Origin of the sequence: Geodermatophilus maliterrae, assembly GCF_041018925.1 — a bacterium.
GTDB classification, from domain to species: Bacteria; Actinomycetota; Actinomycetes; order Mycobacteriales; family Geodermatophilaceae; genus Geodermatophilus; species Geodermatophilus maliterrae.
Map to the genome: position 1 here is coordinate 1 of NZ_JBFNXQ010000089.1, position 20,694 is coordinate 20,694.

The following is a 20,694-nucleotide window of genomic DNA, read 5'->3' on the forward strand; positions in this document are numbered from 1 at the left end:
CAGTGCTCGCGCGCTGCCAGGCGACGTCGCCGCCGGCCGCGCCCTGGGCGCCGTCTACCTGGGCAAGCCCTGCACCGTCGCCGAGCTGACCGCGGCGATCGACCAGGTCCTCGGCGCGCCGGAGACCGCCCTCGAGGGCGTGGTGCGCCAGCGGGTCGCCGACCTCGGCGCCGTCGACAGCGACGAGGAGCGCGAGCTGATCGCCACGCTGCTCGACCTCTTCGTGGAGCAGGCCCCCGCCGCGGTGGCCGCCGTCGAGGGCGCTGCGGCCGCGGGCGACGCCGCCCTCCTCCAGCAGGCCGCGCACCGTCTGCGCGGTGCCGCCGCCACCCTCGGCGCCGAGCCGCTGGCCCGCGCCTGCGCGGAGTGGGACGAGGCCGCACAGGAGGGCCGCCTGCCCGACCCCGCCTCCGTGGCGGCCGTCCTCTCCGAGGAGGTGCCGGCCACCTGCGCCGTCTTCACCGCACTGGCCGCCGAGCTGCGCGCCGGCCCGCCGGGGGACGACGTCATCGACGGCTGACCGGGGTCGGCGTGGACACCTCCGCGCCCGCCCTCGACGCCGCCCGCACCCACCGCCGCCGGTGGCTCGAGGGCCACCGCGGCGAGCCGGGTTCCGCAGCGTCGGCCTGCAGGACACGCGGGCCCGAGCACGACGACGGCGGTGCACCCGGGGAGGGGTGCACCGCCGTCGGTCGTCCGTCGTGCGGTCGGGGGCCCGAGGGGCCGGGGACGAGGGGAGAGGAGCAGCCGTCAGTGGCCGCCGGCCTCCTGGGCGCGCTTGATCGAGGCCTCGATCTCGGCCTGGGCCTCGGCCCGGCCGACCCAGTTGGCGCCCTCGACCGACTTGCCCGGCTCGAGGTCCTTGTAGGTCTCGAAGAAGTGCTGGATCTCCAGCCGGTCGAACTCCGAGACGTCGGTGATGTTCTGGAGGTGGGCCATGCGGGGGTCGGTGGCCGGGACGGTGAGGACCTTGTCGTCCCCACCCGCCTCGTCGGTCATCCGGAACATGCCGATGGCCCGGCAGGTGATCAGGCACCCGGGGAACGTCGGCTCCTCCAGCAGCACCAGGGCGTCGAGCGGGTCGCCGTCCTGGCCCAGGGTGTTCTCGATGTACCCGTAGTCGGCCGGGTAGCGGGTGGAGGTGAACAGCATCCGGTCGAGCCGGATGCGCCCGGTGGCGTGGTCCAGCTCGTACTTGTTCCGCTGGCCCTTGGGGATCTCTACCGTCACGTCGAACTGCACGGCACGTAGTGTGGCCCACCGGTATCAGGCCCACCGGCGCAGGTCCGGACCGGGGGCCTCTTCCGGGGGAGGGCACCATCGCGTCGAACGGGTCGACGACCGTCACGCCGAGCTACGGGCGGCTGCGCCGGCGGCTCCTGCTGACCGTCCTGGCGGCCGTGCTGGTGGCCGCGCTGGTCGTCACCGGGGTGGTGGTCTGGTCCGGGGACGACGCCGCCGGCGAGCCCGCCGCCCAGGCCACCGCCGCGCTGCCCGCGGTCGGCGAGCCGGACCCGGTGCTCGCCGCCCTGTCCACCGAGGCGCCGGCGCCCGACCCCGACGTGCTCGCCACCCGGCTGGCCCCGCTGCTGGGCGCCCCGGCGCTGCTCGGCGGCGTGTCGGCGGAGGTGGTCGACGTCGCCGGCGGGCAGACGCTGTTCGACCAGGAGGCCGGCGACCCGGTGACGCCGGCCTCGACGGCCAAGCTGCTCACCGCCGTCGCGGCGCTCACCACCCTCGACCCCGCGGACACGCTCGGGACGAGGGTCGTCGCCGGCGCCACCCCGGACGAGGTCGTGCTGGTCGGCGGCGGCGACCCCACCCTGTCGACGACCGCGCCCTCCCTGACCTACCCGGGCGCCGCGACCGTCGCCGACCTGGCCGACCAGGTGCGGGCCGCGCTCCCGCCGGGGACGACGGTCGCGCGGGTCGTCGTCGACAACTCGCTGTTCGAGGGCCCGCTCACGGCGGAGGGCTGGGGGCCCGAGGACGCGCCGTCGAGCTACGCCTCCCCGGTCACGGCCACCGCCGTCGACGGCGCCCGCCTCACTCCCGGGGAGAACCAGCGCAGCGGGCAGCCGGGCACCGACGCCGGCGCGGCGCTGGCCGCCGCCCTCGGCGTGCCCCGCGCGACGGTGCAGCTCGGCGAGGCCGCCGAGGGCGCGGCGACGCTCGGCAGTGTCCGGTCCGCCCCGGTCACCCGGCTGGTCGAGCAGGCGCTGTCGCAGTCGGACAACCTGCTGGCCGAGTCGCTGGCCCGCCACGTCGCGCTGGCCCGCGGCCTGCCGGCGACCTTCGAGGGCTCCGCGCAGGCGGTCACCGACGCCCTGGAGGAGGCCGGGGTCGACGTGTCCGACGTCGAGCTGTACGACGGCAGCGGCCTGTCCCGGCTGGACCTGGTGACCCCCGACGTCCTCACCGACCTCGTCACCGGGGCCGCCGACGGGTCGCTCGCCGGGACCTCGGCCGTCCTGTCCGGCCTGGCGGTGGCCGGCTACGACGGCACGCTGTTCGACCGGGGCGACGACGACCCCGCGACGGCGCCCGGTGCGGTCCGCGGCAAGACCGGCACCCTCCTCGGCGTGCACGCCCTCGCCGGCACCGTCGTGACCGCCGACGGCCGGCTGCTCGCCTACGCACTGGTCGCCAACGGCACCTCCGGCGGCGGGGGACCGGAGGAGGCCGCGCTCGACGCCGCCGCGTCCGCGCTGGCCGCCTGCGGCTGCTCTTAGGCCCTCCTGCGGGGGGAAGGGTGGTCCTCCCGCGCGTACGGTGAGGCGATGAGCAGCAGCGCACTGGTCGACTGGGAACTCGCCGGTCGGACGGCCCGCCGGCTGGCCGGGCCGGGGCCGGCGACCACCCGGGAGGAGGCCGCGGACGTCGTCCGCGAGCTGCACGAGGCGTCGGCCACCGCCGTCGCCCACGTCGAGGGCCTCACCGGCCTGCGCCCGGTCGAGGGCGGCCCGGTGCCCGAGGTCGCCGTCGTCGACCGGCCCGGCTGGATCGACGCCAACACCACCGGCATGGCGACCCTGCTCGACCCGCTGGTGCACGCCCTCACCGAGCGGCAGGAGACCCGGCCGGGGCCGCTGGCCACCGCGATCGGCTCCCGCGCCACCGGCGTGCAGGCCGGGGGGCTGCTGGCCTTCCTGTCCTCCCGCGTGCTCGGCCAGTACGAGGTCTTCGGCACCGGCGGGCGGCTGCTGCTGGTGGCGCCCAACATCGTCGACGCCGAACGCCGGCTGGGCGTCGACCCGTCGGACTTCCGGCTGTGGGTGTGCCTGCACGAGGTCACCCACCAGCTGCAGTTCACCGCCTTCCCGTGGCTGCGCGACCACCTCGAGGCGCAGATCTCCGAGTTCGTCGAGGCCACCGACCTCAGCCCCGACGCGCTGCGCGACCGCATGGCCGACCTGCTGCGCGGCATCACCGACGCCGTCCGCGGCGGCGACGACGAGAGCGGCTCGCAGGGCCTCATGGCACTCGTGCGCGACCCCGCCCAGCGCGCCGTCCTCGACCGGGTCACCGCGGTGATGAGCCTGGTGGAGGGGCACGCCGAGTACGTCATGGACGGCGTGGGCCCCGACGTCGTCCCCTCGGTCCGCACCCTGCGCAAGCGCTTCGCCCAGCGCCGCAAGGGCCGCGGCCCGCTCGACCGCGTGCTGCGCCGGCTGCTCGGCCTGGAGCAGAAGATGAAGCAGTACGCCGACGGCCGCCTCTTCGTCGGCGGCGTCGTCGACCTGGTCGGCATGGAGGGCTTCAACCGGGTGTGGGCCGGACCGGAGAACCTGCCGCTGGTCGAGGAGCTCACCGAGCCCGCGCGCTGGGTCGAGCGGGTGCACGGCCGCCCGGCCGTCACCGCCTGACACCCCGACCCCGGTGAGCGGGCCGCCGCCGGCGGTCGCGGCCGTCCGCAGCGCCGTCCGCCCCGGCCTGCGCGGCTCGCCGCAGCCGGTGCTCGTGGCGGTCAGCGGGGGAGCGGACTCCCTGGCGCTGGCCGCCGCGGTGGCCTTCGAGGCGCCGCGTGCCGGCGTGCCCGCTGGTGCGGTGACCGTCGACCACGGCCTGCAGCCCGGCTCGGCCGGGCGGGCCCGCCGGACGGCGGACCTGGTGCGCGACCTCGGCCTGGACCCGGTGCTCGTTCTGCCCGTGACCGTCCGTGCCGACGGCGGGCCCGAGGGCGCGGCCCGCACCGCCCGGTACGCCGCCCTCGCCGGGGCGGCCGCCGGGCACGGCGCCCGCGTCGCCCTCGGGCACACCCTCGACGACCAGGCCGAGACCGTGCTGCTCGGCCTGGGCCGCGGGTCGGGCCCGCGCTCGGTGGCCGGCATGGTGGCCGAGCGCCCGCCGTTCTGGCGCCCCCTGCTCGGCGTCCGCCGGTCGGCCACCCGCGAGGCGTGCGCCGCGCTGGGCCTGCCGGTCTGGGACGACCCGTGGAACACCGACCCGGCCCACCGCCGCGCCCGGCTGCGCGCCGAGGTGCTCCCCCTGCTGGAGGACGTGCTGGGTGGCGGCGTCGCCCCCGCCCTGGCCCGCACCGCCGCGCTGCTGCGGGAGGACCTCGACGCCCTCGACGGGCTGGCCGCCGGGCACCTGGCGCGGCTGACCGGCGACGGCGCCCTGCCGGTCGCCGGCCTCGTCGCGCTGCCGGCCGCCCTGCGGCGGCGGGTGCTGCGCGGGTGGCTGCGTGACGCCGGCGTCCCGGACCTGCAGGCGGCCCACCTCGGTGCCGTCGACGCGCTGCTCACCGGCTGGCGCGGCCAGGGACCGGTGGCCCTCCCGGGCGGTGCGGAGGCGCTCCGGGCGTCTGGCAGGCTGGTGCTGCGGCCTGCCGGTTGCCGCGGCGGGAGGGCCCGGCCGGCCGCCGACCCCCGTCCGGTCCCCGATCCCGAGGAGCAGCACCCGTGAGCGAGACCGCGTCCACTCCCGCCCCGCAGGGCGCGCTGGGCCCCGACCACGGCTACGGCCCCGACATCGACCACGTGCTGCTGTCGGAGCAGCAGATCCAGGACAAGATCACCGCGCTGGCCGCGGAGGTCGCCCGCGACTACGCCGGCCGCGAGGTCCTGCTGGTCGGCGTCCTCAAGGGTGCGGTGCTGTTCATGAGCGACTTCGCCCGGGCCCTGCAGCTGCCCACCCAGATGGAGTTCATGGCCGTCTCCTCCTACGGCAGCTCCACCAGCTCCTCGGGCGTCGTCCGGATCCTCAAGGACCTCGACCGCGACATCTCCGACCGGCACGTGCTGGTGCTCGAGGACATCATCGACTCCGGCCTGACGCTGTCCTGGCTGCTGAAGAACCTCGGCGGCCGGCGGCCGGCGTCGCTGGAGGTCTGCGCGCTGCTGCGCAAGCCCGACGCGATCAAGGTCGAGGTGCCGGTCCGCTACGTCGGCTTCGACATCCCCAACGAGTTCGTCGTCGGCTACGGCCTCGACTACGCCGAGCGCTACCGCGACCTGCCCTACATCGGGACGCTGAAGCCCGAGGTGTACCAGTGACACTGCGGTCCTACCGGACCGCACCGCGGCCAGGAGCCCAGGAGGACCTCGGGGCCCCCCACGCCCCGCTCGCTCGGCGCGGGCACCTGCACCGAGGCCGATCGACGCGCTGAGCCTCCTCGGCACCGTGCCGGTGGGACACGGACGGGGGACCCGGCAGGGTGTGCCCAGCTCGCGGACAGGGGACGCACAGCCGTCCCGGTGTACCGTCGAGCGCAACGACGCTGGACCGCGCGAGGGTGCCCGCCCGGCGCGCGCGGCGCGTCACCCGGACGATCAGGAGGGTCGACGGGCCAGGCCGGACTCCTCCGGCTGCCCGGCATCGGTGTATGGAACGCAAGAAGATCTTCCGCTCCGTGTGGTTCTGGGTCGTGCTCGTCGTCCTGGTGGCCCTCGGGATGTCGTCCTTCCTCGGTGGCGGCTCGAGCTACGAGCCGGTCGACACCTCTGTCGCGCTGGAGCAGATCGAGGACGGCAACGTCGAGTCGGTCACCATCAACGACAAGGAACAGACCCTCGACCTCGACCTGACCGACCCGGTCGACGGCAACGAGCAGATCAGCGCGTCCTACCCGATCGGTGCCTCGGACGACGTCTTCTCCCTGGTGTCGGGCATCGGTGGTGAGGGCGACGGCGTCGACTTCACCACCAACGTCACCCAGGACAGCGTCTTCGTCAGCGTCCTGATCAGCTTCCTGCCCTTCCTGATCCTCCTGCTGCTGCTGTTCTGGCTGTTCAACTCCATGCAGGGTGGCGGCCGCGGTGTCATGGCCTTCGGCAAGTCCAAGGCCAAGCAGGTCACCAAGGACACCCCGAAGACGACGTTCTCCGACGTCGCCGGGGCGGACGAGGCCATCGAGGAGCTGCAGGAGATCAAGGACTTCCTGCAGAACCCGGTCAAGTTCCAGGCCGTCGGCGCCAAGATCCCCAAGGGCGTGCTGCTGTTCGGCCCGCCCGGGACCGGCAAGACCCTGCTCGCCCGCGCCGTGGCCGGGGAGGCCGGCGTGCCGTTCTTCTCGATCTCCGGCTCGGACTTCGTCGAGATGTTCGTCGGTGTCGGCGCCAGCCGCGTGCGCGACCTGTTCGAGCAGGCCAAGCAGAACGCCCCGGCGATCATCTTCGTCGACGAGATCGACGCCGTCGGCCGGCACCGCGGCGCCGGCATGGGCGGCGGCCACGACGAGCGCGAGCAGACGCTCAACCAGATGCTCGTCGAGATGGACGGCTTCGACGTCAAGGGCGGCGTCATCATGATCGCCGCCACCAACCGGCCGGACATCCTCGACCCCGCGCTGCTGCGCCCGGGCCGCTTCGACCGGCAGATCGCCGTCGACCGGCCCGACCTGGAGGGCCGCAAGCGGATCCTCGAGGTGCACGCCAAGGGCAAGCCCCTCGCCCCCGACGTCGACCTGGAGACCGTCGCCCGCCGCACTCCCGGCTTCACCGGCGCCGACCTGGCCAACGTGCTCAACGAGGGCGCGCTGCTCACCGCCCGGCAGAACTCCTCGGTCATCACCGACGCCGTCCTCGAGGAGGCGATCGACCGCGTGGTCGCCGGCCCCGAGCGCAAGACGCGGGCGATGAGCGAGAAGGAGAAGAAGGTCACCGCCTACCACGAGGGCGGGCACGCCCTGGTGGCGCACGCGCTGCCCAACCTGGACCCGGTGCACAAGGTGACGATCCTGCCGCGCGGCCGCTCACTGGGGCACACGCTCGTGCTGCCGACCGAGGACAAGTACACGCAGACCCGCTCGGAGATGATCGACACGCTGGCCTACGCCCTCGGCGGGCGGGCGGCCGAGGAGCTGGTCTTCCACGAGCCGACCACCGGTGCCGGCAACGACATCGAGAAGGCCACCTCGATGGCCCGCGCGATGGTCACCCAGTACGGCATGAGCGCCAAGCTCGGTGCGGTCAAGTACGGCAGCACCGACGCCGAGCCGTTCCTCGGCCGGGACATGGGCTCGCGGCCGGACTACTCCGAGGCCGTCGCCGCCGACATCGACGGCGAGGTCCGTGCGCTCATCGAGGCCGCGCACGACGAGGCGTGGGAGATCCTCGTGGAGTACCGGTCCGTGCTCGACCAGCTCGTCCTCGAGCTGATCGAGAAGGAGACCCTCTCCAAGGAGGACATGGCCCGCATCTGCGCGCCGGTCACCAAGCGGCCCTCGCTGGCGCCGTACAACGGCTTCGGCAAGCGGACTCCGTCGGACCAGCCGCCGGTGCTGACCCCGGCCGAGGCCGCCGCGCAGTCCAACGGCCACGGCGCCAACGGGAACGGCAACGGCAGCAGCCTGGTCAAGGGCGGCAGCACCGCGGTCGGTGACGTCGGCGCACCCGTCCAGAGGTGAGCGGGCTGGCGAGCTCACCCGTGAGCGGGGCAGCCCCGCGGACGCTGCCGCCGAGCGCCGGCGAGGCGGCGGCGTGAGCGAGTTCGCCGAGGAACCGGCGGACGAGGTCCGCGTCGACCTGTCGAGGGTCGACACCGCGCGGGCCGCCGCCGCCGTCCGCGAGCTGCTGATCGCGGTGGGGGAGGACCCCGACCGGCCCGGCCTGCAGGACACCCCGGCCCGGGTGGCCCGCGCCTACGCCGAGACCTTCGCCGGGCTCTGGCAGGACCCGGCCGAGACCCTGGCGACGGTCTTCGACGAGGACCACGACGAGATCGTCCTGGTCAAGGACATCCCGATGTACTCGACCTGCGAGCACCACCTGGTGCCCTTCCACGGCGTCGCGCACGTCGGCTACGTGCCGGGCGAGGACGGGCGGGTGACCGGCCTGTCGAAGCTCGCCCGGCTGGTCGACGTCTTCGCCCGTCGCCCGCAGGTGCAGGAGCGGATGACCCGGCAGATCGCCGACGCCCTCTCCGACGTCCTCAAGCCGCGCGGCGTCATCGTGGTCATCGAGGCCGAGCACCTGTGCATGGCGATGCGCGGCATCCGCAAGCCCGGGTCGACGACGGTCACCTCCGCCGTCCGCGGCGTCTTCCGGGACCACGCGGCCACCCGCGCCGAGGCGATGAGCCTCGTGCTGGGCCGGTGACCGCGGCCGGCACCGCGCTGCTGCACCCGGGGCGGTGCGTGGTCATGGGCGTCCTCAACGTCACGCCCGACTCGTTCTCCGACGGCGGCTGCTTCGCCGACCCCGACGTGGCGGTCGCCCACGGCCTGGCCATGGCCGCCGCCGGGGCCGACTACGTCGACGTCGGCGGGGAGTCCACCCGCCCCGGCGCCGGCCGCATCGACGCCGACGAGGAGCGCCGCCGTGTCGTGCCGGTGGTGCGCGAGCTGACCGCCGCCGGCGTGCGGGTCAGCGTGGACACCACCCGCACGGGGGTCGCCGAGGCCGCGCTGGCCGCCGGGGCCGTGCTGGTCAACGACATCAGCGGCGGACTGGCCGACCCCGGGATGGCCGAGCTGGTCGCCGACGCCGGCGTCCCGTGGGTGCTCATGCACTGGCGCGGCCACAGCCGGGAGATGTACGCGCGGGCCGGCTACGGCGACGTCGTCGCCGAGGTGTGCGGGGAGCTCTCCGCCCGGGTCGACGCGGCGCTGTCGGCCGGGGTCGACGCCGGCCGGCTCGTGCTCGACCCGGGTCTGGGCTTCGCCAAGCAGGCCGCGCACAACTGGGCGCTGTTGGCCGCGCTGCCCCAGGTGGTCGCGCTCGGCCTGCCGGTCCTGGTCGGCGCCTCCCGCAAGTCCTTCCTCGGCCGGCTGCTCGCCGACGCCGACGGCGCGCTGCGACCGGCCGAGGGACGGGACGCCGCGACCCTGGCCACCACCGTCCTCGCCGCGGAGGCCGGCGCCTGGGGCGTGCGGGTGCACGACGCCGCCGCCTCGGCCGACGCCGTCCGCACCGTGGCGGCCGTCCAGCGCGCGCGTGAGGAGGCCCGGCGTGACTGACCGCCGCACCCCCGACCGCACCCCCGACCGCATCGCCGTCCGCGGGCTGACCGCGCACGCCCACCACGGCGTCTACGGCTTCGAGCGGGAGAACGGGCAGACGTTCACCGTCGACGCCGTCCTCGAGGTCGACACCGCGCCCGCTGCCGGCACCGACGACCTCGCGCTGACGGTGAACTACGCCGAGCTGGCGCAGCGGCTGCACGCCGTCCTCACCGGCGAGCCGGTCGACCTGCTCGAGACGCTCTGCCAGCGGCTGGCCGACGTCTGCCTGGCCGACCCGCTCGTGCAGGCCGCGGAGATCACCGTGCACAAGCCGCACGCCGAGCTCGGCGTCCCCTTCGACGACGTCACCGTCACCATCCGGCGGGAGCAGACGTGAGCCGCGCGGTCCTCTCGCTGGGCGCCAACCTCGGCGACCGCGCCCGCGCGCTGCGCACCGCGATCGACGCGCTCAAGGCCGACGGGTTGGTGGCCCGCTCGACGCTGTACGAGACGCCGCCGTGGGGCCCGGTCGAGCAGCCGCCCTACCTCAACGCGGTCGTCGTCGTCCGTGGGGAGCGCGACGCCGCGGGCTGGCTGGCCCGCGCGCAGGAGCTCGAGCAGGCCGCCGGCCGGACCCGCGAGGTGCGCTGGGGCGCCCGCACGCTGGACGTCGACGTCGTCACGGTCACCGGCGACGACGGCGTCCCGGTGCTCTCCGACGACCCCGCGCTGACCCTGCCGCACCCCCGGGCGCACGAGCGGGCGTTCGTCCTCGTGCCGTGGCTGTCCCTGGACCCCACCGCGGTCCTGCCCGGGCACGGCCGGGTGGCCGACCTCGTCGCGGCGCTGGCGGCCGACGACGTCGCCGCGGTCGTCAGGTGGGAGCACCTCCGTTGAAGCCGGTCAACCGGCGCGACCTGGTCGTCGTGGCCGCCGGGCTGGCGCTGGCCGCCTGGCTGGTCGTGCGCGCGACCTACGGCGACCTGCCGTCGCTGCGCTGGTGGCTGCCGGTGCCGCTGGGCGTGCTCGCCGTCGCCGAGGCCCTCGGCGCCCGCACGCTGCGCGCCCGGCTGGCCGCCGAACGCGACGCGCGCCGCGGCAGTCGCGACGGACGCCCCGCCGAGCCGGCGGCGCCGCTGGTCCGCCGGGTCGAGCCGATGGTGGTGGCCCGCCTGGCGGTGCTGGCCCAGGCCAGCGCCTTCGTCGGCGCGGTCTTCACCGGCGTCTGGGCCGGGGTGCTGCTGCACGTCGCGCCCGCGGTGTCGCGCCTGCAGGCCGCCTCCGGCGACACCGTCACCGCGGCGCTGGGCGTGGTGCTCGCGGTGGGCCTGACCGCCGCGGCGCTGTGGCTGGAGTCGGTCTGCCGGGTGCCGCCGCAGCGCGACGACGACCGGCCCGGCGACGGCGCCCGCGCCTAGGAGCGGCTCCAGACGGGGACCGCGGCGCCGGCGGTCTCGGGCACGGTGCCCTCCACCGAGCGGCGCAGCGCCGCGTGCAGCGACTCGGGCGTGAGCACCCCGAGGAAGACGTCGCCGTCGAGCACCGCGACCCAGCCGGCCTCGTGCTGCAGCATCGTGGCGAACGCCGTCTTCAGCGTGGCGTCGACCGGCACCCAGGCCTCCATGCGGTGCGCCGCCGGGCCCACGGTGCCCGCACCGGCGGCCCGCTCCGCCGACAGCCAGCCGTGCAGCCGGCCGTCGTCGTCGAGGACGACCGCCCACCGGGCGCCGGCGGCCTGCAGCGAGGCTCGCGCGTCGGCCAGCCCGTCGGCGGCGTGCACGACCGGCGGCCGCTCGAGGTCCTCGACCTCGATGGCGGTGACCGCCAGCCGCTTGAGCCCCCGGTCGGCGCCCACGAAGTCGGCCACGAACGCGTTGGCCGGCCGGCCCAGCAGCTCGGCGGGCGGCGCGAACTGCTCGACGCGCCCGCCGGTGCTCATCACCGCGATCCGGTCGCCGAGGCGCACGGCCTCCTCGATGTCGTGCGTGACGAACACGATGGTCTTGCGGACGGTCTCCTGCAGCCGGAGGAACTCCGCCTGCAGCCGTTCGCGGACCACCGGGTCGACGGCGGAGAACGGCTCGTCCATGAGCAGGACGGCGGGGTCGGCGGCCAGCGCCCGCGCCACCCCCGCCCGCTGCCGCTGGCCGCCGGAGAGCTGCGCGGGGTAGCGGTCACCGTGGACGGCGGGGTCGAGGCCGACGGTGGCCAGCAGGTCGTCGACGCGGGCACGGATCCGGCGCCGGTCCCAGCCCAGCAGCCGCGGCACGGTGGCCACGTTGGCCCGCACGGTCTGGTGGGGGAACAGGCCCACGTTCTGGATGACGTAGCCGATGCGGCGGCGCAGCCGGTCGGCGTCGACCCGGGTGACGTCCTCGCCGCCGAGCAGGATCCGCCCCGTCGTCGGCTCGATGACCCGGTTGATCATCTTCATGGTCGTCGTCTTGCCGCAGCCCGAGGGGCCGACCAGGACGGACAGCTCCCCGGCGGCGAAGGTCAGGTCGAGCCGCTCGACGCCGACCGTGCCGTCGGCGTAGGTCTTGCTGACCCCCTCGAGCCGGATCTCCTGCGCGGCGCCCTCCGCGCCGCCCTCGGCAGTAGCGTCCACCGGGTGACCTCCCTGGGTGCGCGTCCGCTGCTGGACGCGGTGAGCGACCCCGCGGTGGGGGTGCTGGCGGTCGACGAGGCCCCGAACCCCTGGTTCAGGCCGTCGTACGTGCGCGACAACTGGGACACCATCCTGGCCTACGCCGGCGAGCACGTCCGGCTCACCGTGGCCGCCGTCGTCATCGGGGCCGCGCTCGCGCTCCCGCTGGCGCTGGCCGCCCGGCGCAGCCGGCTCCTCTCGGCGCCGGTGCTGGCGCTGTCGACGATCGTCTACACGATCCCGTCGCTGGCGATGTTCGCGTTGCTGGTGCCCTTCACCGGGCTGTCCTCGACGACGGTGCTGGTCGGCCTGATCGCGTACTCGCTGGTCATCCTGGTGCGCAACTTCCTGGCCGGGCTGCAGGGCGTGCCCGACGACGTCCGCGAGGCCGCGCGCGGCATGGGTCTGTCGGGGGCGCAGACCTTCTGGCGCGTGGACCTGCCGCTGGCCCTCCCGGCGTTCATGGCCGGCCTGCGGATCGCCACGGTCTCCACCGTCGCGCTCACCACGGTCGGCGTCCTGGTCGGCCACGGCGGGCTGGGGCAGCTGATCACCGGCGGGTTCGCGGCCAACTTCTACCGGGCGGAGATCGTCACCGGCGCGGTCGGCTGCGTGCTGCTCGCGCTGGCCGCCGACCTGCTGCTGGCCGGCGTCGAGCGGTTGCTCACCCCCTGGACGCGGGCGGCGGGCGCGTGAACGACTTCTCGCGGGCGCTGCTCTACCTCAACGACCCGCTCAACTGGAGCCGTCCCAACGGCATCGTCGACCTGACCCTCGAGCACCTGGGCATCTCGGCGGTCGCCGTGCTCGCCGCGATGGTCGTCGCGCTCCCGGTCGGCACCGCCCTCGGGACGGCACGGCGCGGCGCGGGGCTGGTCGTCGTCCTGTCCAACGTCAGCCGCGCGGTGCCCACCCTGGCGCTGCTCACCCTCTTCGCGGTCAGCCCGATCGGCTTCGGCAACCGGGCGACGGCGATCGCGCTGGCGGTGTTCGCCGTCCCGCCGATCCTGACCAACACCTACGTCGGCTTCCGCGGCGTCGACCCGGAGGTCCGCGAGGCCGCCCGCGGCATGGGGATGAGCCGCGGCCAGGTGCTCGCCCGCGTCGAGCTGCCGCTGGCCCTCCCGCTGGTGATGACCGGGATCCGCACGGCCGCGGTGCAGGTCGTGGCGACGGCGGGGCTGGCCGCGCTGGTCGGCGGCGGGGGACTGGGCCGGATCGTCAACCTCGGCTTCGGCCAGCAGGACTACGGCGTCATGATCGCCGGCGCGATCCTGGTGGCGGGGCTGGCGCTGCTCGCCGAGCTGGTGCTCGCCCTCGTGTCGTGGGCGGCCACACCCGGCCTGCGGCGGCTGCCGTTCCTCCGCGCTCGGACCCCTGGAGGGGGCGTCGGGGTCCCGGAACCGACGGCCAGCGGAGTGCCGCTGTGACCTGCCCGGCGTGGCCCGGCGGGAGCAGGTAACGAGCTCGCAACACTCTGGCGGGGTGATTGCCGGGGCGGAGCGCGCGGCGGTTGCATGGCCCGCGCGGGATCCCCCGCCAGACACGCGTCGCGGCCGCACGCCGCACGGGACACAGAAGGCGGACACGCTCATGCGCATGCCCCGCGTCCTCACCCCCCTGGCGCTCGCGGCAGTCCTGCTGACCGCGGCCTGCGGGGAGTCCGGCTCGTCCGGCACGGGCGGCTCCACCGGCGCCAGCGGCACGGCCGCCACCGGCGACGCCTGCGCCCCGGTGGCCGGCGAGCAGCTCGTGGTGCTCGAGGACGACCAGCAGCTGCAGAACGCCGACAACATCGTGCCGGCGGTGACCGCGGCCACCGCCGCGGCCAACCCCGCGCTCGTCCCGGCGCTCGACGCCGTCTCGGGCGCGCTCACCACCGAGCAGCTCATCGACATGAACGCCGCGGTCGACCTCGAGCGGCAGAGCGCCGAGGACGTCGCCGCCGCCTGGGTGCAGGAGAGCGGCGTCACCGAGGGCCTCGAGCCGGGCAGCGGTCCGATCGTGGTCGGGGCGGGCAACTTCACCGAGTCGACCATCCTGGCCAACGTCTACGCCGGGGTCCTCGACGCGGTCGGCTTCGACGCCTCGGTCCGCGAGGTGGGCAACCGTGACCTCTACCTGCCGGCCCTCATCTCCGGCGCCGACCTGCAGGTCTTCCCCGAGTACCTCGCCACGGTCACCGAGGCGCTCAACGCCCAGGTCAACGGGCCCAACCCGACGCCGATCGCCAGCGGCGACGCCCAGGCGACGCGCGACGCCCTGCAGCCGCTGGCCGACCAGGTCGGCCTGACCTTCGGCCGGCCGTCGGAGGCCGCCGACCAGAACGCCTTCGCGGTGACGCAGGAGTTCGCCGACCAGCTCGGCGTGACCACGCTGTCGGAGCTCGCCGACGCCTGCGGGGACGGTTCACTGATCCTGGGCGGCCCGGCCGAGTGCCCGACCCGGCCGTTCTGCCAGCCGGGGCTGGAGGAGACCTACGGCCTGCAGTTCGCCGAGTTCCGCGAGTTCGACGCCGGCGGCCCGGCGACCAAGGCCGCCATCACGCAGGGCGAGGTCTCGATGGGCCTGGTCTTCAGCTCCGACGCGGCCCTCGCCCGAGGCTGACGACCCCCCGTGCAGGGCCTCGCCGCGAGCGTGCGAGCGGTGGGGCGCACGAGGGTCCTCCTTCCCCGGCTCCGGCGCGCAGACACTCGCGTACCGGAGTCGGGGGCTCGCTCACCGTTACCCTGAGCCCATGCGGGGAGCGGACGACACAGCGGCCGGTCGGGCGCAGGGGACGGCCGGCTCCCCGCGGCTGCGGGCGGCCGGGCTGGCCGTCGGCGGCCTGCTGGCCCTGGCCGCCACCGCCGCCGTCTTCCTGACCGACGACCCACAGCTGCTGCGGATCGCCGTCGTCGCCGTCGCCTGGGCGTGCCTGGCCGCCGCCGTCGCCGCCGGACGCCGCCCGGGGGACACCCCCGAGGACACCCCGCAGGCCGACACCGCGGCTGTCGAGGCCGAGCTGCGCCGGGCCTACGACCGGGAGCTCGAGCGGGAGGTCGCCGCCCGCCAGCAGTACGAGCTGGAACTGGAGAACCAGGTCCGGCGCGAGGCGGAGGAGGCGATGCGCGGGGAGCTCGAGGCGCTGCGCAGCGAGCTGGCCGGCCTGCGCGAGGGCGTCTCCGGGCTGACCGCGCTGCGCGAGGAGCTGGCCGCCGTCGGCGCCCTGCGCGGCGAGCTCGCCGAGCTCGCCGGCCTGCGGGCCGACGTCGGCCGACTGCGGGCGGAGCTGACCGAGCAGCGCTCCGGCGAGATGCACGTCGAGCGGCTGGTCATGCGCACCCAGTCGGTGCGGACGACGCCCGGCCGCGAGCCCCTCGAGCCCGCGACCGCCGCCTGGCACGCCGACGTCGCCCGTGACCTGGGCGCCGGCTGGCCGGTGCTGTCCCTCGACGACCGGCGCGCGGAGGAGTCCCGCGAGACCGCGGCGCGGCCCGAGGTGGTCGCCGCGCCGCCGTCCCCGCCCGTGCTCCGGCCCGAGGCGTCGTCGACCGGGACCGTGGTGGAGACCGTGGCTGCCCCGGCGGTCGTGCGCGAGCCCGAGCCGGCCCCCCGCCCGCTGCCCCCGGTGCCGGCCGACGACGGCCCCGCGCTGCGCCGCCGCCGCACCGACCCGGTGAGTGCCCCGGTCCCGGCGCCGGTGCCCGCCGAGCAGCTGACGATCGAGCGGCCGGCGGTGCACACCGCTGCCGCCGGGCACGCCGCGGGCAGCCGGCCCGTGCCCTCGTCCGCGCCGGTCCCGCCGGTCGTGCCGGAGCCCGACGACGCCGGGGCGACCCGGCTCGCGAAGATCCTCGCCGAGAGCGGCGTCACCCCGGGCGGTCGCCGGCACCGCTACCGCGACGAGGGCGACGGCGACGACGTCCTGGCCCGCGTGCTCGGCCGTTGAAGGACCCCCGTGCCCCCCACCGCTCGCACGCTCGCGGCGGGGCCATGCACCGGGGCCGAGGGGCTCAGGCGGGGCCGCGGGAGAGCGCGCCGCCGTCGAGCACCAGCGTCTGGCCGGTGACCCAGCCGGCGCCGAGCAGGTAGGCCGCGGCCTCACCGACGTCCTCGGGCTCGCCCAGCCGGCCCACCGGGTACTGCGCCGCGGCCTCCTCCTCGCGGCCCTCGTAGAGCGCGCCGGCGAAGCGGGTCTTCACCACCGCCGGGGCCACCGCGTTGACCGTCACCGTCGGCCCGAGCTCCACGGCCAGCTGGGTGACCAGGTTGACCAGCGCGGCCTTGCTCACGCCGTAGCCGGCGATGCCGGGGGAGGCCTTGAGCCCGGCGACCGAGGCGACCACCAGCACCGAGCCGCCGTGCTCGGCCATCCACGACCGCCAGGCCTCCTGCACCAGGCCGAGCGTGCCGACGACGTTGGTGTCGAGGATCTTGCGGAAGGAGTCGAGACCGAGCTCCATCATCGGGCCGTAGACCGGGTTGATCCCCACGTTGCCCACCAGCAGGTCGAGGCTGCCGAAGCGCTCGATGGCGGTGCGCACGGCCCCGGCGCGGTGCTCGGGGTCCCCGGCGTTGCCCGGCACGCCCACGGCGACGTCCGGGCCGCCGAGCGCGGTGACCGCCTCCTCGAGCGCCTCCGGCTTGCGGGCGGTGAGCACCACCCGCGCGCCCCGGTCGACCAGGCTGCGGGCGATCGCCAGCCCGATGCCCCGGCTGCCACCGGTGACCAGCGCGGTGCGTCCCTCGAACGTGTCCTCGACCGTGCCCACGTGACTCCTCGGTGTCCGCTCGTCCGGCGTCGGTGCCGGTCGCCGCCGACACCGTAGGACCGGCTCCGGACGGTGTCCCGCGCACCCCGTGGGCGGAGCCGGCCCAGGAGTGACCCACGACACAGTGCTCCGGCGTTGCAGCGGCCGCCGGGGGCTCACACACTCGCGATCGGCACCTCACCCGCGTGACACACCTGGTCGCAGCGGGGCCGGTGCCGGCACGCCCCGCAGGACCCGCACCACCGCAGAACCGAGGCCGCCGACGACGACGGCCCGACCCGAGTCCGGTACCCGCCAGGGACTGGAACGAGAGGTGCACCGATGCCTGCTGCCCGCAGGACCCCCCGTGCTGCCGGGCTGCCGCCCGCCGCCAGCGCCCCCGCCCGCCTCCGCGTCGGCGTCATCGGCGCCGGCCGTGTCGGCGCCGTCCTGGGCGCCGCCCTCACCGCCGCCGGCCACGACGTGGTCGCCGCCGCGGGCCTGTCACCCGCCTCCGCCGAGCGCGCCGCCCGGCTGCTTCCCGGCGTCCCCCTGCTGCCCGCCGACGAGGTCGTGGCCGCGGCCGACCTGGTGGTCCTCGCCGTCCCCGACGACACGCTCCCCGGCCTGGTCGCGGGCCTCGCCGGCACCGGGCACTGGCGGGCCGGCCAGCTCGCCTTCCACACCTCCGGTGCGCACGGGCTGGCCGTCCTGGAGCCCGCCGAGCGGGTCGGCGTCCTGCCGCTGGCGCTGCACCCGGCGATGACCTTCACCGGCGCCCCCGAGGACGCCGACCGGCTCGCCGGAGCCCCGTTCGGTGTCACGAGCCGGCCCGAGCACCGGCCGGTCGCCGAGACGCTGGTGCTGGAGATGGGCGGCGAGTCGTTCTTCGTCGCCGAGGCCGACCGGCAGCTCTACCACGCGGCACTGGTCACCGGCGCCAACCACCTGGTCACCCTCGTCGCCGAGGCGGCCGACCTGCTGCGCGCCGCCGGCGTGGGCTCGCCGGCGCGCGTGCTGGCGCCGCTGCTCACCGCCGCGCTCGACAACGGTCTGCGCCGCGGCGACCGCGGCCTGACCGGGCCCGTCAGCCGGGGCGACGTCGGCACCGTGCGCGACCACCTGGACACGCTCACCGAGCGCGCGCCGGCGTCGGTCGCCGCCTACGTCGCGATGGCCCAGCGCACCACCGAGCGGGCCGTCGCCGCCGGCCGGCTCAAGCGGCACGAGGGTGCCCCGCTGCTCGACCTGCTGTACGAGGCCGCTGACCCGGCGGGCTCCCGGTGACCACGGTGACCCGGCCCACCGTGACGGAGCCGGCCGTGACGAGGCCGGCCGTCGCCGAGACCACCGCCGAGCTCGCCCGGCTGCGCGCCGCCCTCCCCGGCCCGGTGGCCCTCGTGCCCACCATGGGGGCGCTGCACGAGGGGCACCGCACCCTGGTCCGCGCCGCCCGCGGGCGCGCCGGCGGCGTCGTCGTCTCGGTCTTCGTCAACCCGACCCAGTTCGGGCCCGGTGAGGACCTCGACCGCTACCCCCGCACGTGGGACGCCGACCTCGCCGCGCTGGCCGAGGAGGGCGCCGACGTCGTCTTCCACCCGCCGGTGGAAGAGGTCTACCCGCCCGGCGCGGCCGGCGTGACCGTGCACCCGGGGCCGCTGGGCGACGTCCTGGAGGGCGCCGTCCGGCCCGGGCACTTCGCCGGCGTGCTGACCGTCGTCGCCAAGCTGTTCGGCCTGGCCCGGCCCGACCTCGCGTTCTTCGGCGAGAAGGACTACCAGCAACTCACGCTGATCCGCGCCATGGTGCGCGAGCTCGTGCTGCCGCTGGAGGTCGTCGGCGTGCCGACCGTCCGCGAGGACGACGGCCTGGCGCTGTCGAGCCGCAACCGCTACCTGACGCCCGAGCAGCGGGTCACCGCCGTCACGCTGTCCCGTGCCCTGCGCGCCGGTGCCGACGCCGGCCGGCACGGTGCCGACGCCGTGCTGGCCGCGGCCTCGGCCGTCCTCGCCGGGGCGCCCGACCTGCGCCAGGACTACCTGGCGCTGACCGACCCCGACCTCGGTCCCGCGCCGTCCACCGGGCCGGCCCGGCTGCTGCTCGCCGCCCGCGCCGGCGGCACCCGACTCATCGACAACACCTCGGTCCAGGTGGGAGACCCGCGATGATGCGCACGATGCTGAAGTCCAAGATCCACCGGGCGACGGTCACTCAGGCCGACCTGCACTACGTGGGCTCGGTGACCATCGACGAGGACCTGCTCGACGCCGCGGACCTGCTGCCCGGCGAGCAGGTGGCGATCGTCGACGTCACCAACGGCGCCCGCCTGGAGACCTACGTCATCCCCGGCGAGCGGGGCAGCGGGGTCATCGGCATCAACGGCGCGGCCGCGCACCTGGTGCACCCCGGCGACCTGGTGATCCTGATCAGCTACGGCGTCATGGACGAGAGCGAGGCGAAGTCCTCCATCCCGAGGGTCGTGCACGTCGACGGCGCCAACCGCGTCGTCGAGCTCGGCGGGGACCCCTCCGCCCCGGTGCCCGGCGCGGTGGACCAGCGGCGCAGCGACCTCGGCGTCCCCGTCCGGTGACGACGCTGGCGCCCGTCGTCGGTCTGCCCACCCGCCTGGCCGCCCCGGCGCCGGGCTGGGAGCTGGCGGCCGACGTCTGCGTCGTCGGCTCCGGCGTCGCCGGGCTCTGCGTGGCCCTGCACGCCCGGGCGGCGGGGCTGTCGGTCGCCGTCGTCACCAAGGTCCGGGTCGACGACGGCTCGACCCGCTGGGCGCAGGGCGGCATCGCCGCCGTCCTCGACCCGGCCGACACCCCGGAGGCGCACGCCCGCGACACCGAGGTGGCCGGGGTCGGGCTGTGCGAGCCGGAGGCGGTCGCCGCGCTGGTGACCGAGGGCCCCGGCCGGCTGCGCCAGCTCATCGAGTGGGGCGCGGCCTTCGACCGCGACGCCGCCGGGCGGCTGCTGCTCACCCGCGAGGGCGGGCACTCGGCCGACCGGATCGTGCACGCCGGCGGTGACGCGACCGGCTGGGAGGTCCAGCGCGCGCTGCAGGACGCCGTCCGTGCCGATCCCGGCGTCACCCTCGTCGAGCACGCGATGGTGCTCGACCTGCTCACCGACGCCACCGGCCGGGCCGCCGGGGTCACCCTGCACGTGCTCGGCGAGGGCACCGAGGACGGCGTCGGCGCGGTGCGGGCCCGCGCGGTCGTGCTCGCCACCGGCGGGATGGGGCAGGTGTACGCCGCCACCACGAACCCGTCGGTGTCCACCGGCGACGGCGTGGCCCTCGGCCTGCGCGCCGGGGCGGTCGCCACCGACCTGGAGTTCGTCCAGTTCCACCCGACCTCGCTGTACCTGGGCCCCGGCGCCCGCGGGCAGCAGCCGCTGGTCAGCGAGGCGCTGCGCGGCGAGGGGGCGGTGCTGCGCGACGGCGCGGGGGAGCGGTTCATGACCGGCGTCCACCCGCTGGCCGAGCTCGCGCCGCGCGACGTCGTCGCCAAGGCGATCACCCGCGTGCAGCTGCGCGACGGCGTCGGCCACGTCTGGCTCGACGCCCGGGGGATCCCCGGTCTGGCCGGGCGGTTCCCGACCATCGTCGCCCGCTGCCGGCAGGAGGGCGTCGACCCGGTCACCGACCTGGTGCCGGTCACGCCCGCCGCGCACTACGCCTCCGGCGGCCTGGCCACCGACCTCGCCGGACGGACGACGGTGCCCGGGCTCTACGCCTGCGGCGAGGTGGCCTGCACCGGCGTGCACGGGGCCAACCGGCTGGCGTCGAACTCGCTGCTGGAGGGGCTGGTCTTCGCCGCCCGGATCGGCGACGCGCTGGCCCGTGACCTGCCGCAGGCCGCGCCGGCCCGCGAGGCCGCGCCCGCGACGGCGGGGTTGCTCGACCCGGCCGGCCGCCGCGCGGTCAC

Annotated in this window: 22 protein-coding genes; 19 read left to right on the plus strand and 3 right to left on the minus strand. The window is 76.1% G+C overall.

Annotation, left to right across the window (positions count from 1 at the left end; genetic code table 11):
- Nucleotides 1-520: Hpt domain-containing protein (locus ABQ292_RS20855; protein ID WP_369209628.1), on the plus strand; the 520-nt coding region annotated here is incomplete at its 5' end.
- Nucleotides 521-750: 230 nt separating this feature from the next.
- On the opposite strand, the gene ABQ292_RS20860 is transcribed toward ABQ292_RS20855, so the two are convergent.
- Nucleotides 751-1,242, minus strand: a complete 492-nt coding sequence (locus tag ABQ292_RS20860) for an inorganic diphosphatase (RefSeq protein ID WP_369209629.1) — start codon at nt 1,240-1,242, stop codon at nt 751-753.
- Between the two features lie 158 nt (nt 1,243-1,400).
- Here ABQ292_RS20860 and dacB point away from each other — a divergent pair, with 158 nt between their 5' ends.
- The 10 genes from dacB to ABQ292_RS20910 all read left to right on the plus strand — a co-directional run bounded on the left by dacB (nt 1,401) and on the right by ABQ292_RS20910 (nt 10,803).
- Nucleotides 1,401-2,732: a D-alanyl-D-alanine carboxypeptidase/D-alanyl-D-alanine endopeptidase gene (dacB, locus tag ABQ292_RS20865; RefSeq protein ID WP_369209630.1), complete on the plus strand. Its 1,332-nt coding sequence runs from the start codon at nt 1,401-1,403 to the stop codon at nt 2,730-2,732.
- Between the two features lie 48 nt (nt 2,733-2,780).
- Entirely contained in the window at nt 2,781-3,866 is a 1,086-nt protein-coding gene (locus ABQ292_RS20870; RefSeq protein ID WP_369209631.1) for a zinc-dependent metalloprotease, read from the plus strand.
- A gap of 13 nt (nt 3,867-3,879) precedes the next feature.
- Nucleotides 3,880-4,908 carry a tRNA lysidine(34) synthetase TilS gene (gene tilS, locus ABQ292_RS20875; RefSeq protein WP_369209632.1) on the plus strand — a complete coding sequence of 343 codons (1,029 nt, stop codon included), beginning with the start codon at nt 3,880-3,882 and terminating at the stop codon, nt 4,906-4,908.
- Complete coding sequence (gene hpt, locus ABQ292_RS20880) at nt 4,905-5,498, plus strand: hypoxanthine phosphoribosyltransferase (RefSeq protein ID WP_369209633.1); 594 nt, start codon at nt 4,905-4,907, stop codon at nt 5,496-5,498. Before tilS ends, hpt begins: the two co-directional genes overlap by 4 nt.
- Before the next feature lie 329 nt (nt 5,499-5,827).
- The gene (gene ftsH / locus ABQ292_RS20885; protein WP_369209634.1) at nt 5,828-7,849 is read left to right on the plus strand and encodes an ATP-dependent zinc metalloprotease FtsH; all 2,022 of its coding nucleotides are present in this window, start codon (nt 5,828-5,830) and stop codon (nt 7,847-7,849) included.
- Nucleotides 7,850-7,922: 73 nt separating this feature from the next.
- The gene (folE, locus tag ABQ292_RS20890; protein WP_438940615.1) at nt 7,923-8,540 is read left to right on the plus strand and encodes a GTP cyclohydrolase I FolE; all 618 of its coding nucleotides are present in this window, start codon (nt 7,923-7,925) and stop codon (nt 8,538-8,540) included.
- A complete protein-coding gene (gene folP / locus ABQ292_RS20895; protein ID WP_369209635.1) occupies nt 8,537-9,400 on the plus strand; it encodes a dihydropteroate synthase in 864 nt (287 codons plus the stop codon). Before folE ends, folP begins: the two co-directional genes overlap by 4 nt.
- The gene (gene folB, locus ABQ292_RS20900) at nt 9,393-9,782 is read left to right on the plus strand and encodes a dihydroneopterin aldolase (RefSeq protein ID WP_369209636.1); all 390 of its coding nucleotides are present in this window, start codon (nt 9,393-9,395) and stop codon (nt 9,780-9,782) included. Before folP ends, folB begins: the two co-directional genes overlap by 8 nt.
- Nucleotides 9,779-10,282 carry a 2-amino-4-hydroxy-6-hydroxymethyldihydropteridine diphosphokinase gene (folK, locus tag ABQ292_RS20905; RefSeq protein WP_369209637.1) on the plus strand — a complete coding sequence of 168 codons (504 nt, stop codon included), beginning with the start codon at nt 9,779-9,781 and terminating at the stop codon, nt 10,280-10,282. The genes folB and folK overlap by 4 nt, the downstream gene beginning before the upstream one ends.
- On the plus strand, nt 10,264-10,803 hold the full coding sequence (locus ABQ292_RS20910) for a DUF3180 domain-containing protein (RefSeq protein WP_369209638.1): 540 nt from the start codon (nt 10,264-10,266) through the stop codon (nt 10,801-10,803). Before folK ends, ABQ292_RS20910 begins: the two co-directional genes overlap by 19 nt.
- On the opposite strand, the gene ABQ292_RS20915 is transcribed toward ABQ292_RS20910, so the two are convergent.
- Complete coding sequence (locus ABQ292_RS20915; RefSeq protein ID WP_369209639.1) at nt 10,800-11,993, minus strand: ABC transporter ATP-binding protein; 1,194 nt, start codon at nt 11,991-11,993, stop codon at nt 10,800-10,802. The two genes, ABQ292_RS20910 and ABQ292_RS20915, sit on opposite strands and share 4 nt — an antisense overlap.
- Nucleotides 11,994-11,996: 3 nt before the next feature.
- Here ABQ292_RS20915 and ABQ292_RS20920 point away from each other — a divergent pair, with 3 nt between their 5' ends.
- The 4 genes from ABQ292_RS20920 (at nt 11,997) to ABQ292_RS20935 (ending at nt 15,963) form a co-directional block, all read left to right on the plus strand.
- A complete protein-coding gene (locus ABQ292_RS20920; RefSeq protein WP_369209640.1) occupies nt 11,997-12,728 on the plus strand; it encodes an ABC transporter permease in 732 nt (243 codons plus the stop codon).
- Entirely contained in the window at nt 12,725-13,462 is a 738-nt protein-coding gene (locus ABQ292_RS20925; protein ID WP_369209641.1) for an ABC transporter permease, read from the plus strand. Before ABQ292_RS20920 ends, ABQ292_RS20925 begins: the two co-directional genes overlap by 4 nt.
- A gap of 169 nt (nt 13,463-13,631) precedes the next feature.
- Nucleotides 13,632-14,639 (plus strand): glycine betaine ABC transporter substrate-binding protein, encoded by a 1,008-nt coding sequence (locus ABQ292_RS20930; protein ID WP_369209642.1) that lies wholly within the window; start codon nt 13,632-13,634, stop codon nt 14,637-14,639.
- 130 nt (nt 14,640-14,769) lie between these two features.
- The gene (locus ABQ292_RS20935; RefSeq protein WP_369209643.1) at nt 14,770-15,963 is read left to right on the plus strand and encodes a DUF6779 domain-containing protein; all 1,194 of its coding nucleotides are present in this window, start codon (nt 14,770-14,772) and stop codon (nt 15,961-15,963) included.
- A gap of 64 nt (nt 15,964-16,027) precedes the next feature.
- On the opposite strand, the gene ABQ292_RS20940 is transcribed toward ABQ292_RS20935, so the two are convergent.
- On the minus strand, nt 16,028-16,786 hold the full coding sequence (locus tag ABQ292_RS20940) for an SDR family oxidoreductase (RefSeq protein ID WP_369209644.1): 759 nt from the start codon (nt 16,784-16,786) through the stop codon (nt 16,028-16,030).
- 321 nt (nt 16,787-17,107) lie between these two features.
- Between ABQ292_RS20940 and ABQ292_RS20945 the strand changes: the two genes are divergently transcribed.
- The 4 genes from ABQ292_RS20945 to ABQ292_RS20960 all read left to right on the plus strand — a co-directional run.
- Entirely contained in the window at nt 17,108-18,052 is a 945-nt protein-coding gene (locus tag ABQ292_RS20945) for a Rossmann-like and DUF2520 domain-containing protein (protein WP_369209645.1), read from the plus strand.
- 35 nt (nt 18,053-18,087) lie between these two features.
- On the plus strand, nt 18,088-18,933 hold the full coding sequence (gene panC, locus ABQ292_RS20950; protein WP_369209646.1) for a pantoate--beta-alanine ligase: 846 nt from the start codon (nt 18,088-18,090) through the stop codon (nt 18,931-18,933).
- Between the two features lie 8 nt (nt 18,934-18,941).
- A complete protein-coding gene (panD, locus tag ABQ292_RS20955; protein ID WP_438940616.1) occupies nt 18,942-19,355 on the plus strand; it encodes an aspartate 1-decarboxylase in 414 nt (137 codons plus the stop codon).
- The coding region (locus ABQ292_RS20960; RefSeq protein ID WP_369209648.1) for an L-aspartate oxidase at nt 19,352-20,694 on the plus strand (1,343 nt) is incomplete at its 3' end. The genes panD and ABQ292_RS20960, both read left to right, overlap by 4 nt.

Bases quoted from the DNA above. Each gene is read 5' to 3' on its own strand.
- ABQ292_RS20870 (WP_369209631.1), top strand. From the start codon at position 2,781: ATGAGCAGCAGCGCACTGGTCGACTGGGAACTCGCCGGTCGGACGGCC.
- ftsH (WP_369209634.1), top strand. From the start codon at position 5,828: ATGGAACGCAAGAAGATCTTCCGCTCCGTGTGGTTCTGGGTCGTGCTC.
- ABQ292_RS20930 (WP_369209642.1), top strand. From the start codon at position 13,632: ATGCCCCGCGTCCTCACCCCCCTGGCGCTCGCGGCAGTCCTGCTGACC.
- ABQ292_RS20935 (WP_369209643.1), top strand. From the start codon at position 14,770: ATGCGGGGAGCGGACGACACAGCGGCCGGTCGGGCGCAGGGGACGGCC.
- ABQ292_RS20945 (WP_369209645.1), top strand. From the start codon at position 17,108: ATGCCTGCTGCCCGCAGGACCCCCCGTGCTGCCGGGCTGCCGCCCGCC.
- panD (WP_438940616.1), top strand. From the start codon at position 18,942: ATGCTGAAGTCCAAGATCCACCGGGCGACGGTCACTCAGGCCGACCTG.